This window comes from Limnohabitans curvus (genome assembly GCF_003063475.1).
Taxonomy (GTDB): domain Bacteria; phylum Pseudomonadota; class Gammaproteobacteria; order Burkholderiales; family Burkholderiaceae_C; genus Limnohabitans; species Limnohabitans curvus.
Genome location: NZ_NESP01000001.1, coordinates 2,450,869 through 2,464,667, shown reverse-complemented (window position 1 = coordinate 2,464,667; position 13,799 = coordinate 2,450,869). Strand labels below are relative to the sequence as shown.

14 protein-coding genes and 2 pseudogenes are annotated in these 13,799 nt (G+C 60.2%); 5 read left to right on the top strand and 11 right to left on the bottom strand.

Going from position 1 to position 13,799, the window contains the following annotated elements:
- Together B9Z44_RS12405 and B9Z44_RS12400 are read left to right on the top strand one after the other, a co-directional pair.
- Positions 1-1,902, top strand: a complete 1,902-nt coding sequence (locus B9Z44_RS12405; RefSeq protein WP_108402577.1) for a site-specific integrase — start codon at positions 1-3, stop codon at positions 1,900-1,902.
- Positions 1,895-2,434: a hypothetical protein gene (locus B9Z44_RS12400; RefSeq protein ID WP_108402576.1), complete on the top strand. Its 540-nt coding sequence runs from the start codon at positions 1,895-1,897 to the stop codon at positions 2,432-2,434. Before B9Z44_RS12405 ends, B9Z44_RS12400 begins: the two co-directional genes overlap by 8 nt.
- 588 nt (positions 2,435-3,022) lie before the next feature.
- Here B9Z44_RS12400 and sorB read toward each other — a convergent pair.
- From sorB to B9Z44_RS12345, 11 genes are all read right to left on the bottom strand, one after another.
- Entirely contained in the window at positions 3,023-3,343 is a 321-nt protein-coding gene (gene sorB, locus B9Z44_RS12395; protein ID WP_108402575.1) for a SorB family sulfite dehydrogenase c-type cytochrome subunit, read from the bottom strand.
- A 35-nt stretch (positions 3,344-3,378) separates the two neighbouring features.
- Positions 3,379-4,608: a SorA family sulfite dehydrogenase catalytic subunit gene (gene sorA / locus B9Z44_RS12390; RefSeq protein ID WP_108402574.1), complete on the bottom strand. Its 1,230-nt coding sequence runs from the start codon at positions 4,606-4,608 to the stop codon at positions 3,379-3,381.
- A 45-nt stretch (positions 4,609-4,653) separates the two neighbouring features.
- Positions 4,654-5,256, bottom strand: a complete 603-nt coding sequence (locus B9Z44_RS12385) for a hypothetical protein (RefSeq protein WP_108402573.1) — start codon at positions 5,254-5,256, stop codon at positions 4,654-4,656.
- A 2-nt stretch (positions 5,257-5,258) separates the two neighbouring features.
- Complete coding sequence (locus tag B9Z44_RS12380) at positions 5,259-5,831, bottom strand: RNA polymerase sigma factor (protein WP_108402572.1); 573 nt, start codon at positions 5,829-5,831, stop codon at positions 5,259-5,261.
- An 85-nt stretch (positions 5,832-5,916) separates the two neighbouring features.
- Positions 5,917-6,282 (bottom strand): DUF305 domain-containing protein, encoded by a 366-nt coding sequence (locus B9Z44_RS12375; RefSeq protein ID WP_108402571.1) that lies wholly within the window; start codon positions 6,280-6,282, stop codon positions 5,917-5,919.
- Positions 6,279-7,697 (bottom strand): YncE family protein, encoded by a 1,419-nt coding sequence (locus B9Z44_RS12370; protein WP_108402570.1) that lies wholly within the window; start codon positions 7,695-7,697, stop codon positions 6,279-6,281. Before B9Z44_RS12370 ends, B9Z44_RS12375 begins: the two co-directional genes overlap by 4 nt.
- Positions 7,698-7,888: 191 nt before the next feature.
- Positions 7,889-8,740, bottom strand: a complete 852-nt coding sequence (locus tag B9Z44_RS12365) for an anti-sigma factor family protein (protein WP_108402569.1) — start codon at positions 8,738-8,740, stop codon at positions 7,889-7,891.
- A gap of 10 nt (positions 8,741-8,750) precedes the next feature.
- On the bottom strand, positions 8,751-9,275 hold the full coding sequence (locus B9Z44_RS12360; RefSeq protein ID WP_108402568.1) for an RNA polymerase sigma factor: 525 nt from the start codon (positions 9,273-9,275) through the stop codon (positions 8,751-8,753).
- A 40-nt stretch (positions 9,276-9,315) separates the two neighbouring features.
- Positions 9,316-9,648, bottom strand: coding sequence for a COG4315 family predicted lipoprotein (locus B9Z44_RS12355; RefSeq protein WP_425437202.1), 333 nt, complete (start codon positions 9,646-9,648; stop codon positions 9,316-9,318).
- A gap of 84 nt (positions 9,649-9,732) precedes the next feature.
- Complete coding sequence (locus B9Z44_RS12350) at positions 9,733-10,167, bottom strand: nuclear transport factor 2 family protein (protein ID WP_108402566.1); 435 nt, start codon at positions 10,165-10,167, stop codon at positions 9,733-9,735.
- A 130-nt stretch (positions 10,168-10,297) separates the two neighbouring features.
- Positions 10,298-11,386 (bottom strand): YeiH family protein, encoded by a 1,089-nt coding sequence (locus tag B9Z44_RS12345; protein WP_108402565.1) that lies wholly within the window; start codon positions 11,384-11,386, stop codon positions 10,298-10,300.
- A gap of 195 nt (positions 11,387-11,581) precedes the next feature.
- Here B9Z44_RS12345 and B9Z44_RS12340 point away from each other — a divergent pair, with 195 nt between their 5' ends.
- The 3 genes and pseudogenes from B9Z44_RS12340 to B9Z44_RS12330 all read left to right on the top strand — a co-directional run.
- On the top strand, positions 11,582-12,508 hold the full coding sequence (locus B9Z44_RS12340) for a LysR family transcriptional regulator (RefSeq protein ID WP_108402564.1): 927 nt from the start codon (positions 11,582-11,584) through the stop codon (positions 12,506-12,508).
- Positions 12,509-12,578: 70 nt separating this feature from the next.
- Positions 12,579-12,736 (top strand): annotated as a pseudogene (locus B9Z44_RS15380) (tyrosine-type recombinase/integrase); the annotation flags it as partial.
- 848 nt (positions 12,737-13,584) lie between these two features.
- Positions 13,585-13,694: pseudogene (locus B9Z44_RS12330) on the top strand (transposase domain-containing protein); the annotation flags it as partial.
- Between the last annotated feature and the right edge of the window lie 105 nt (positions 13,695-13,799).

Genomic DNA, 13,799 nt, shown 5'->3' with positions numbered 1-13,799 from the left:
ATGACTACTTCTTCGGCCCCCCACGCACCTGCCCGCATCGAGTTCCCGGCGCCGCGCCTCAACGCTCGCACGTCGCCGTCGTGGACGAACGACGCCTTCGACGCGGACGCGTGGCGGGCCAACGACGCGAACCCATCACAGGGCAGAGCGGGCGTGATCACTTTCAGCACCATTCCCTACAACTTCCGAACAGCCTGTAAAGAATTTCTGTCTGCCATGGACCAAGGGGTGGACGCTGGCTATCGCAGGGTTCGCAGCTCCGGCACCGCGGTTCTCCTCGCTGGGTTCCTGCGTCACTTGGCCACGCACCTCGAATCGAAAGGTGTTCATTCCTTCTTGGCGGCAATAGCGGCCGATGTTGAGGAAGCGCAGCTTCGACATTCCGGCTTGCTCGATGGCGCCCCGGTTACGTCGTCACACGCGAGACGATTTCTAGCGACGTTGGGGCACCTTCATCGCCTCGGGCCGGCGGGATCAGGCACCATTAGCGACGGGCTGTCGTTCGATCCGAGCCAGCGAGCCGTCAACATCGGTCTAAGTCGCAACCTGAAGCCCACGGGATCGACTCCAATGCTTTCCGAGGACACCGCACGCCTCTTGCTCACGATGGCCGTGGACTGGGTCGAAAACAAGTTCGAGGCCACCAAATGGATTCTGGCAGCCCATGACCTTTATTCCCAAGCTGAAGGCAACAACCTTTCTAAGGCGCGGCGCTTCATGCGCGAGAACCCAGGATTCGAAGCTAGCTTGAACCAAGCGAGAACGACCTTCGGTGGGCCTCTCGTTGGACTCCTTCCAAGGCGCCTCACGCCCTCGATTGAAGAGAGGGGCATCACCGACATCGAGCTAGACCTCCTTTGGCTAGGCCAAGTCGCGCGCTCCGTCCAGCTCGCTTTCCAAGGCTTCTGCTACGTCGTCTGCGCAGGCTTCAACGGATGGCGAGCAAGCGAAATCATGTCCATCGAATGGGATTCTCTGAGCGAAACACCTAGCGGACACGTCCTTACCACCAAAATCCGCAAGACTGCCGCGAACCCGCGTCAGAGCATTTCTCGCCCTGTCCCACCCATTGTTGCACTGGCGGTCAAGCGCCTGTCTGAGCTCAACGCGCGGGCCGCGTGGCCCACCACTCGCCGAGACCGGGACGTGGAGGGCGGCTCGATCTTCCGGACCTCTGTCGGGGGACTCACCAACAGCTTGTCCATCAACGACAGCCTCAGCGCGTCTTGGACCCACTTCACCGGCGACGAGCAGCGGATCACAACACACCAATTCCGACGCTTCTTCGCCTACTTCTTCCTGCGCAGACATCAAGGCAACCTCGACGCCGTGAGGAGACATTTTCGCCATGTGTCGCGCGACATGGTTTGGGCCTACGCCAAAGACGCTCTGAACGCCAGCTATCTGACTCTCGAGAAACAAGGCCTGGCCCAAGATATCGCAAAATCTGTTGTATTCGGCGAAGGGCATGTCTCGGTCGGCGTCGCCCAAGATTTGAAGGCCGTGTGCGATACATTGCGTCTAGGGGCGAAGGTTCTCACCGTGGAGGATGCCGCCACCTACATCGACAGACAGATCAAGAAGTTTTTTTTGGACGTTCAGGCTATGGAGTGGGGTTACTGTCTCTTACAGGGTGGCGACAAGGGTGGCGCTTGCGAAGGTCAGGTCGGCCCGATTGAAGACCGGTCCGAACCCAGCGTCTGCGGACGCTGCAAGTTCTTTTGCACCGGGCCGGAGAACGAGGAGTTTTGGAGGCAGTCTGCCGGGCTCCACGAGGAGATCATGGCCCATCCAAAATCAACGCGCCTTATGAAGAGCGAAAGCGAACGGTTCGTGGCGACCGCCGAGAGAATTCTCAAGCGGCATGACAAGCCGTCGAACGTGGAGGTTGTCCATGAGTAGAGTTTTTTCCATCGACGGTTATCGACGGACTGCGTCTGAAGCGGCGGCGCCTAGCGTAGCTGAACTGGGCGAGCCAGTCGCTGCTAGGCGGGAGAAACTGGACGAGCCGAGAGTAACGCCAATGCAGGAGTTACCGCAGCCCAAGCTGACCAAAGCGGGCCTCGATTTCAGGCAGCGCTTCCATGACGCGCTTGCCCAACTCAAAGCCGAGGCGACGACGGAAATCAAGGCGGCGGCCAAACCTGCCGACGCGAGAACAAAAATCACCGTCAGCTCGGTCTTGAAGCGAGCCAAGGCATCTCCACTGGCGGCCTACTCGCCACTGCATAGAGACGCTCTGTTGCCTCTCGTGGAGGCCGCCAGCGATGAAATTTCGGCATTGATGGCGGCCTCTTTCAAGCGGAAAACGCGCAGCCGCCCATCGGCAAAAGAGTTGGCTGCCGAGCTTAAAAAAGCTCGGCATGATCACGCCAAAGCCATAGCAAAACTGGCATCGCAACGACTCTCAGAGTTTCTTGCTAAATCTGGATGAAATGGACACCTGTTCTGACAGTACATGGACAGCACAATGTTTTTGCTGGTCAGGCTGCTATTGGGTCAGAAGCGGCCTTTCAGCACCTGGCGCCGACCGACCGCTAGAGACTGAATGCTGTCCTTCATCAGTCGTGAGCCACCGACCGGTTTCGACGACAAAGCGGAAGTCCAAGTGTCTGAACTGGCCGCCATAAAGCAGACATTCACCATCGCTTGTCGACAACTCTGGTGCCGGGCTCAGATACAAAATATGTGGTCGCTCAAGTTTGACGTTTGAACGACTATGGCAAAAAACAGCCTGGGTGTCACCGAAGCGTGCGAAAGAACCGGTGCCCACATCAATGACGGTTCTCGGTACGCCATCAAACAATTCAAGGTAGCTGTTGCCAGCGCTGCCAGTCGTTCGTGAACCACCCAAGCCGAACGCCACCAGTTCCAGTGGTGCAGCGCTTGAAGTTTGAGCCGGATTCCCGGAAGCTAAAGGTGCTGGCGGCCCCGCAATGGCAAGAGTCGCTATCGCAGCGTGACAGCCAGCCTTGTCAGAGCCTTACAGCGGCCTCTATCTTCACGCTGTACCGGACAACGCTCACTTCGACTGCTCGTTGCCGTAGGTTTTGGCCAGGTAATCCACGATGAGCGGAATGTCCGCATCGTCTACCGGCGCCTTGAACACGGTCTTCATGCGCTTGACCATGGCCTCCCAATAGGGACGCGCCGCCGTTGGCGGCTGGTACTGCATGTATTCGGCGGAATGGCAGGCCGCGCAAATGGCCTGCGCCTTGGCGTAGCCCGGCAGGATACTGGGCTTGAGCTGCACGCCATCAGGCGGCAAGTCAATGGATTTGGAGCCAGCCTGGGCCAGTGCAGACACCGCGAGAAGTACAACTGCAATCAGGGTTTTGGGCATAGGGTACCTTGAAAAGTGGGACATGCTCATGCTCCTTAAACTGCGGTGACTTTGACGGACTCGACCACATTGCGCATGTAACCGGCGGGCTGCCACAGCGCTTCCATCGGCTGGCTTTGGCCGGAGCGGTTCCAGGCACGCACACGCAGATCGTGGTTGCCCTTTTCCGGGGTGAATGCGAAGGTGAACTCGCGAAAGGAATAGCGACCCATGTCGGCACCCAGCCTGGCGCCGCGCCAACTCTGCCCACCATCAGTGGAGTAAGCCACTTCGCGAACGCCCTGCCCGCCATCAAAGGCGATGCCCCGCACCACGGTCTGCTCACCCGCCCGCACCCGGCCACCGTTCTGGACCGAGGTGATGAAGGAGCGCACATTGAAGCGACCGATGGGCCGCGTCGCCGCTGGTGCCGTCCCCGGCTCGACACAGGCGCAGTCGTTGTCGGGAATGCGGTAAGCCGGCTTCATCCAGAAGCCCTCGAAGCTCTGGTCCACTACCTCGATCTCGGACAGGTGCTTGACCCAGTAGGTGCCGTAATAGCCGGGCACGATCAGCTTGACCGGGTAGCCGTTCAGCAGCGGAATGTCCGCGCCGTTCATCTGGTAGGCGATCATCACTTCGCCATCCATCGCGTGGTTCATCTCAATCGACTTGACGAAATCACCGCCGCCAAACAGCGCCTGATCCAGGCCGTTGAAGGTGACCTCGCGCGCACTGTTCTTGAGCTCGGCGCGGGCCAGCACGTCCTTGAGCGCCACACCCACCCAGCGCGCATTGCCCATGGCGCCATTTGAAAGCTGACCGCCCGTGACGCGCGGTGAAAAATGGCCGCGGCTGTTGCCTGAGCACTGATTAACCGCCAGGTACTCGATGGGTTTGAACTGCGTCTTAAGATCGGCCAGCGTCAGCTCATAGGGCTTGCCCGCCGCATTGCCGCCAATCTTGATCACGTGTTTGTCCGCATCAATCGTGGTCGGGATGCCGGCATTGTGATAGCGTACAAAGAAAGCGTCGTTGGGCGTGATCAGGCCATCGTTGAACACCTCAAACGGCGTTTCCAGTTGTGGTGGCCGCGACGTCAGCACAATCAGGGGGCGCTTTTCCGGATAAGCGACCAGATTGCGCTTGCCATTGACGAAAGGCAGCTCAACCCCGGCGCTTTGCGCCAAAGCACTTCGACCAAAGGCAGCTGCAGCAAGGGCGCCGGCGCCTCCGGCGAGCAGCCTGCGGCGCAGCAGGTGTTTGGTGTTGTGACCATCTGTCATGGGTGTCTCCTTGTGGTTGGTGAACTGAAAGTGGGTGGCAAAACGCTAAGGGGGTGACTGGGCCGGATCTGCTGGCGAAAATGTGGCTTGAGCGACCGACAGCGCATGCTTTTTCTGCGCCACCATGACCAGCGGCTTACCGTCACGCGACGCCACCACCTGCCAGTACACATTGCCCCACCAGCCGTGGTCTTCGCTGAGCTTCACCGGCTGGTCAAAGGCGAACACCGTCACCATGCCGCCTTTTTCAAAAAAAGTGGTCAGGTGATAGACCAAATGGCCTTCAATATCGCAAGGCCGCATCAGCTGCGGGTAGCCGGGGAGGGTCTGGGATTGACGCAGTCCCAGATGCTCCAGGATTTTCCGGCCTTCCATGAAGTTGCCGCGCAGCGTTCGCTCGTAGTACTCGTGTTCAATCGCACCACGCACCAGCTCTGGAGGCCGCATGGCGAACACGGCACCGACGCCGGTACCCAGCAACAACAAAGCTGCGATCGCGCGCTGTACCGCGGGACGCAACAGCCAGCGACTCTGCCGGAACAGGCTGGCGGGCGCTTGACCCGGCGCGTAGGCCAGTGCCAACTCGGCGCGAGCGCGCAGATCAAATTCGCTGTCGTCGAAGGGCTTCAACCCGATGGTTTCTTTCATGGTCAGGACTCCCGGCTTTTGCGCAGCAACGTGACCTTGCTGTCCTCGGCATAGTCCCCCGCTGCCTGCTGGTCTGTGGATTTCACCGGCGTCATGGCCGCTTTTAGCGCATCACGCGCGCGCGCCAGCCGCGACAAAACCGTGCCGGTCGCCACTTCCAGCGCCTCCGCCATCAGGGCGGTGGGCATGTCGTCAAAGTAATAGAGCACCAGCACTTCGCGGTGGATGGGGGCGATTTTTTGCAAGGCGCGCACCACATCGAGACGGTCGTCAATGCCGGACGCCGGTGCGGCGCGTGAGGCTGCATCCAAATCCAGCGCGTCGTTGTCATCCAGCGAGAGCAGGCCGGGCGCCATATGGCGCAGCGCGCTGCGGCGCATGATCTGGAACAGCCAGGCGCGGGCGAGTTCAGGTTCCCGGAGCTGGCTGCGGTATTTCCACGCACTGGTGAAACAATCCTGCACCACATCCTCGGCCACGGCGCGCGAACCGCTCATGGCCCACGCGCTGCGCATCAGGAATCGGTAGTGGTCACGCACCCATTGGTTGTAGCGGGACTCGGCTGTGTCGAACATGCGTATAAGAGCAGTGGTCCAGGGCGCACATTCCATTGCCCCAGAAAATATTCGCAGGGGTTTACCCGCAGACCTGGAGGCGCGCTCAGCCACCACCCCGGACAGCACCGAGTGCCGGATAACCACCCGGCTCTGGGTTGGGCCCGTTCCGCAGCACCGCCATACGCCCGCGCATAGCGGCGATCTCCACAGTCTGGCTGGCAATGATGTCCTCGGCAATCTGACGCACCAGCGGGTCGCGGCCATGAATCAACACCAGCCGCGCCATGTCCACTGCACCCTCGTGGTGGGGAATCATCATCGCCAGAAAGTCCGCATCCGGGTTGCCGGTGTAGCCCGGCCCGTGCATGTCCTGCATCATGCGGGCCATGCCGGTAGCCATGTCGGATTCAAAGCTGTTGCGCCCTGCCGTCGTAACACCGGGAGCCGCGTGCGCGCTGTGGTCCGTCATGCGGTCTGCCCCTTGGTCCCCGGCCGCACGTAGACCAGGTTGATGCTCTTCTTATTGCGCAATTCGCCGGAAGGCAGTTTGAGTGCGCCCAGCGGAATCTGGGTGATGAGCTTGGGCTCCAGCGGCGACGACACGTCGAAAGCGGAGCAGACTACTTGACCGGCATTGGGAGTGCCGGGCAGTTCGTCCTGTTCATGCGCCACGTAGAGCAAGTTGTTGGCCGGGTTGGTCCAGAGGCCGTGGGCCTCGCGGCCGCCGGTATAGACCATGCCCACCACTTTTTGCTGGGCCACGGGCACCGAGCGGTCGATGATGGCCAGGCGGCTGGAGGCGGCGCCGTTCGGGCCCCCGTCGTCCACACGCGCCAGGCTCATATAAGTCACCTGGCCGCGCGCATTGTCCACAAACTCCAGGTGATTGGGGCGTGCCAGCTCACCTAGCGCAATCGTGCTCAACACCGTGCCCGGGTCTTTCACCGAGACGATGGAAACCGCATCGGCCAGCTTGTGCGACAACCACATCTGGCTGCCGTCCGGCGAGAGTTTCTGGAACGGCGTGAAGGCGGGCTTGTCCTGGCTGCTCAAGTCCACCAGGCGCAGGCGTTTGGGGCGTGAATGGCCTTTCGCGTCGGCGTTGACCTGCAGAATATCGAGCTGCGCGGTTTTTTGGCTGATGACAAAAGCCAGCGTGCCGTCTTTGGAAAACCAGACCTGGGCCGGGCCGTTAAGCGTGGGAATGTACGCGCGAACGGCTTGCGCGGGTATGCCGGTCGGGCTGGTCAGCTGTTGGGTGGCCTGCGCCACGTCGATAATGGCGATGCGGTCTTCACCGCGCAGCGTGACCCACAGCTCCTTGCCATTGCGGGTGAAGGTGGGCTCGTGCGGCTCACGACCCAACAAGATGCCGCTGGACAACCGCTCCGGGTTGGTGGTGGCGCCAGCCTGCGGATTGGCCACATTGCCCACCACGCGACGGTTCACCGCGTCAATCAGGTAAATGTTGCTGCTGCCTCGGCCCGAAGTGGCCAGCAGTGTGCCGTCCGGGTTGGGCACCGCGCCGTGGGCGTCAATGCAGCCGTGGTACAGCGGCTTGTGGATCATGGCGGCATGGGTAGGCATGACGCCGCCCGTGACAAAACGAAACGGTGGCCGCACGTCCTCGTCAAAGCTGGTGAGGTTAATGGTGGTGTCCACTGTGTTGCTGGCTGGATTGATCACGCTGATCGTGTTGGAGTCCTCGTTGGTGATGAAGACGCGATCTGCGGGAGCGATGTCTGCGCTGGCAGAAGCATTCATCGTGGACGCGGGGGCGGATGAGGCACCTTGAGCCAAAGCCCACGGTGCCGCTGCGACAGCCGGGATTACAGCAGCGGCTTTCAGAAAGTCGCGGCGTGAGTCGTTGAGTGGGTCGGTCATGGGGTCTTTCGGGAAGTTAAGAAAACGGGTTTGGCCAAAGTGCAGGCCAAGCACAGCGCTGGTGTAAGCCAGCGGGATGGACCGTCGCGCTCTTGATCGCGCCAACGGCTGTCAGGTTTGTTCGATGAATCGGGTACAGAGTGTGGCTAGCGTGCCTTTCGCAGTCAACGCAATCGGTGTGGTAGGTACGTTCAGCGCGACGCATCGAGCTGCCGGTATACCTCGCCGGACACCCGCGCGAGCTCGGCCTTGTCGGCGTCGGCCGAAATGGCATAGCCGAAAGGTCCATTGACCCAGTAGAAAACATTGACGCCGCCTTCCCGGGCAAAGCGGAAGGCGGTTTCCTGGTTTTTCTGGCCCTGCGCCGCAGCACCTACGGCATTGACCTCATTGGACACATACAGAGTCAGCTTGGCACCGGCGTTGTCGTGGTACATAAATTGCGCGACAGGCCCCTTGTCGCCCGGCAACAGCCGGCCACCGTCGAGCGCGTAGCCCAGGGTTTGCAGATGGGGTGGCTTCATGGGTGAGCCCATGCGCTTGGACAGCCAGGCCACGAGCTGGTCTTCATGGTCGGCACCGACCTCCACGGCCCGCCTCACGTCAGGGCTGTAGACCGCATGGGCAATCGCCGCGCGCTGCGCAAACCCGGTGGCCGACGCGACAGTGATGGCACTGGGCGTGCGCTGGGCCACCATGCCGGCACCCTGCTCGGCGCCCAGCCCGCCGCGCAGACCCCAGCCTGCAACGCCACTGACCACGGCAATCGCGATGCCGGCCGCCATGCGCTGAAGGTACCACGGCGTACGAGGCCTGGCGGCCTCCCGCAGCCGCTGCGGCAGCGGTTCTTCGAGCACCGGATTGAACAATGCGCGCAGTTCGCGCTTTTGGGCCAGATAGCTTTCAACGCGCTGCGCCTCTTCGGGACGCCGGGCCAGATACGCTTCGATCTCGCGCTGACGCTCCGGCGTGAGTTGACGATCCACGTAAGCTTGCAATTCAGCTTCGGTGACGGGCGTTGGGGGGGGCATGACAGGGTTCATGACAGGCTATTCATTTAACGACTTTGAGGCGAACGGGATCAGGTTGGCCTTCCATGAGAGAACGCAAGCGCTCGCGACCACGCGACAGGCGCGACATCACCGAGCCGATGGGGATACCCAGGGTAGCGGCCACTTCGGCATAGCTCATGTCTTCCAGCGCAATCAGCAAAATAATCTCCCTTTGCTCCACGGGCAGCTTCTCCAGCGCCGCCTGCAAATCCATGACGGCCAGACTTTCACCCTGGGTCGCTGCGACCGGTACCTCGGGGGTGTCGTCATCCAGAATTACGGTGTGCAGCTTGGGCCGCCGGACACCGTCCACGTGCAGGTTGTGCATCATGCCGAACAACCAGGCCCGCATGTCCGAGACACCCCGCCAGAGCGCCGATTTGGCGAGTGCCCGCTCCAGCGTGTCCTGCACCAGGTCATCGGCGTCCTCGCGGTTGCCCACCAGCGCCCGCGCGTAACGGCGCAGGCGCGGCACCCAGGTCAGCAGGTGGTCGTCACCGTTCTCGTCGTAGAGGTCGTTTTGCACGCCATTACCTGGTTGTCTTGCCGGTCTGAAAGTCAGCCCATCATTCCTTGATGATGTGCCAGACGTCCTTGAAGTTGTCACCTGTGCGGTCGCCCGCTTTCTGGTCGGCTTTGTAAAAGTACACCGGCTTGCCCTTGTAGGCCACCTGGCGCGCGCCATCGTCGCGCGTCACCACACTGTACTCCCCGGACGGCTGATCAGCAGCCAGCAATGGCGGCCACAGCCCGGCGCAGGGGCCATTGCAAGCGCTTTTGCCGCTGCCGGCCTTGTCCGCGTCAAAGGTGTAGAGCGTCATGCCGTTGGCGGCAACCAGTGCGCCGCCAGACATCTTGGCCGGCGCATCGGCCGCTACGGCAGACACGCTGACGGCCATCGAGGCTGCGCTGATGGCAAGGGTCGCCAGAAAAAGCGGAATTTTCATACTGTTCTCCAGGGAAGGTGTGTGGTGAGCTGGCGATCAATACGCAGCCACTGACAGCTTGGGGTCAATCTGCCAGGTTTCGCTGACGATCTTGCCTTCACGGAAGGTCAGCACGTAGCGAACCTTGATGGGTGCCTTGCCTTCGAACTGCACGTTGGCCGAAATGGTGGAACCTTTTGGATTGGCGGACTCTTCCAGCTTGTCGACACTGACCTTCAGCGGACCTTGCGACTTGGTGAATTTCTCCCACACGCCGCGGATGGCATCCGCGTTGGCGTATGTGCCATCCAGTGGACCACCTACCCAGTTGAATTGGGCCTGGTCGGCATAGCCACGCATGACGATGGACAAGTCGCCCGAGCCGATGGCCTGGAAGTGGGTCTTGGCGTCATCAGCCGGTGCGGCCATGGCGCCAGAGGCGGTAAGCAGCACAGCGGCGGCGCAAGCGGTCAGGGAAAGGGTTTTGAACATGAAAAGCTCCTGTGTAGGTGAGACGAGTGAAGTTGAGGTAAGGACTTGAACTTGGTTGCAGCAGCCAATTGCTGCTGTCATGGAGGTAGACGGTTCGCGACAGCGGTTTATTCCAGAAGCCTGAAAATAATTAACCGATCAGGGCAAACACCCACCGATTGATCAGCGCACCGCCCACCACCAGCCAGGTGAAGAGGATCAGCGCCAGCAAGAGAGGCTTGATGCCTGCTTTGCGTATGGACGATATGTGGGTGGCAAGACCCAGCGCTGCCATCGCCATGGCCAGCAAAATGGTGTCGACCTCGGTCGTTACAGCCACGACACTTGGCGGCAGCAGGTTCAACGAGTTGAACAGCACCACACCGACAAAGGCAAAGGCAAACCAGGGCACAGCCAGCTTGGGCTTGATGGGCGCCTCAAGACGTGCAGTGTGCTCATTGGCAACCGGTACAGAAGTCATTCGCACGGTACGCCTGGCGTCGTCCCGCGCCAGCCAGGCCGACAGCATGATGAGAAACGGCGCCAGCATCATCACACGTACCATCTTGGCAATGACAGCCGTGTCGGCCGCGTGGGGACCCACTGAGCGCGCCGCGGCCACCACTTGGGCCACCTCGTGAATGGTGGAGCCGACGTAGATGCCGAAGCCGTCGGTGCCGCCCGGAACCAGCTGCCACTGACGATTGAGTTCAAACAGCAGTGGGTACAAAAAGATGGCGATGGTGCCGAACACCACCACGGTGGCCACAGCGACCGTCACCTGCTCGGCGCGCGCTTTCACCACCGGCTCAGCGGCCATCACGGCAGCAGCGCCACAAATCGAGCTGCCGGCACCAATCAACATCGCCGTCTTGCGGTCCATGCCGAGCCAGCGGATGCCGATGACGCATGCCAGCGCAAAGGTCGAACCCAGCACCAACGCATCGGTGGCCACACCCGCCAGGCCGACGTGGCCGATGTCCTGCACCGTGAGCCGCAGGCCGTACAGCACCACACCCAGGCGCAGCAGGTTTTGTTTGGAAAAATTTACCCCTGCGCCGCTCATGCTGGCCACACGCGGATAGACCGTGTTGCCGACCAGCATGCCCAGCACGATGGCGAGTGTCAGGGCGCTGAAGCCATGGTCCTGCAGCCAGCCGATGCGGCCCAGCGCCATCGCGAACGCTGCCAGCGCACCGCTGATCAACAGGCCAGGCAGCAGACGCAGCAACGGGTCCATCGCATTTCCAATGGCTCCGCCAGACGCAAGGGCTGGGGCGGAAGAGCGGGAGGGTGCGGCGGTGGTCATGGTGTTCTCCATCGGGTTTGGTTCGTCAGGGTCGAATGTAGGGTTCTGACATTTATCTGTCCAACAACTTGTTTGAGTAAGATATAGCTGTTTTATAGATAAACGAACCACTCGGGGAAATCAGCCATGGACGTACTGCGCCTGACACTGCGCCAACTGCAAATTTTTGTGGCGGTGGCCCAAACCGGCAGCACGACGGCAGCCAGCACGCAAATTGCCCTGTCGCAGTCGGCGACCAGCGCGGCCGTCAAGGAGCTGGAGCGCCTGCTGTCGCTCCACCTGTTCGACAGGGCAGGTAAACGCCTGCTGCTCAACGACAACGGACGGGCCCTGCTGCCGCGTGCGCAGGCTCTGCTGGACGGCGCGGCCGGGATCGAGCAGATGTCCCGTGATGCCATGGCGCAGTCCCAGTCGCTGCGGATTGGCGCCAGCACCACGATTGGTAACTACGTGCTGCCCCGGCTTCTCAGACAGTTTCTTCGTGGACGGCACCAAGACATCGCCACCAGTTGGCATTCAAGGGTGGTCATAAACAACACTGAAGCAATATGCGACGCAGTGGACCGGTTCGAACTCGATGTGGGGCTGATAGAAGGCCCCTGCCACCATACGTCACTCATAGTCACCCCATGGATGCAGGACGAGCTGGTGGTGGTGGGGCGCCCGACTCTTGCAAATGAATCGACGCAAGGGCGCGTGTCGCTGAAAACATTGCGCGATTGGGTCTGGCTGCTGCGCGAGGCGGGCTCGGGTACCCGAGAGGCAACAGATCAATTGCTACTGCCGCATCTCACTTCCTACCGCCACAGCATCGAACTTGGAAGTTCAGAGGCGATAAAACACTCGGCTGCAGTAGGACTTGGAGCGGCGTGCCTTTCGCAATGGGTCGTAAGCGACATGCTAGATGCAAAACTCTTGAAGTGCATCGATACCACGCTGCCGAAAATGACCCGCCAGTGTTACATGGTGATTCATCGAGGCAAACAACATACGCCAGCGTTACTGGACTTTATCGATCAAGCCACATCACTTACAAAATCTAGAGAGAAATAGAAATGTTCTGCGAAAAGTGGAGCGGAAGGTGGTTCGCATCCTTGATTCGTGGATCGAGGGACTTCGGTTCGATCAAGTCGCCTATAGAACTCACAGCATGCGAAAAACTAAAGCGTCCTTGATTTACCGCCGCACGAAGAATATTCGACGGTCCAATCGTTTCTGGGTCATACCAAACTCGAAAACACCGTGCGGTACCTCGGCATTGAGGTAGCAGAAGCCATGTAGCTTTCATAGTAGACAGCGATTTGCCAGAGTCAACATGGCTGCTGGTTGAATGATTTTTGACTTCCAGTTACCGGTCGTTCCGGTGCGTCCGCTTTTGGCCCTTACCTGTCACTCAAGCGTCGAACATGACCGACCGCTTCCGCTGCAAAGCAGTCAGTTGAACCCAGACTTCGAACGACTTTAATGCTGCGATAGCTGCCATCCATGTTGATCAGCAGCGTGACCATGTGTTTTCATATTGGTGTCCACTTTGGCCAGAGGCAGTGCCCCTGAGTGACCAGATTCTGCATTTGTTGCGCAGAGACAGTAATGGCCTTGAAAGTAGATCAATACAATATGAGTATTACTGGGTTATCGCCTTTTATGCCGACATGAGTGACCGCATGATGAGCTTGGCCGCTGGCCTTGGTCACCGACAAGAAATCTATTCCATTGACTTAAGTGCACCAGGCTACTGTTGCGTTTCCTTTGAGAAGGAAGTCGTTGACTGGTGTTGCGATTAACAGAGTAGGGCTGTTGCGTTTCATTGGCAGTGGCGACCATTGCCCGGAAGCCAAGTGGGCACCCGGGTGAGTATTTTGGAGCAAACCCACTAGGCGTTCGCACAACAAGTCCTCCACCGATTTCCATCCCAAACTCATCAACGATTTGCATTCAATTCGGCCACCTATTGCTGCCGTTCAACCTCCAGGACTCTATGACTGCTACGCAGCGGTTGCTGTCGGTCGCGGCCGTGACCTGAGTTCACGGTGCCTGGCACAAAGCTGTCATTGGCTCACCCAGCAGCGCGGCAGCATCGATGACCGGTATCGAGGGAGCTGCAGTCATGGTCTAGCACACGTCTCCCCATGAACGGGCACGACCCTACGCCTACCTGCGCGATGTCATGGCACGCCTGCCCATGCAGCCCGCCACCCAGATCGGCGAGCTGCTGCCATACCGCTGGCAGTCAGCCTGACAGCGCATATTCAGATACACGACCGCGCCCCGCAGTCAAGATGGGATCGCCGCGCGATTACGGGCGTCCTACAACCCTTAACTTAAGTCGGCCTACAGGCGAACA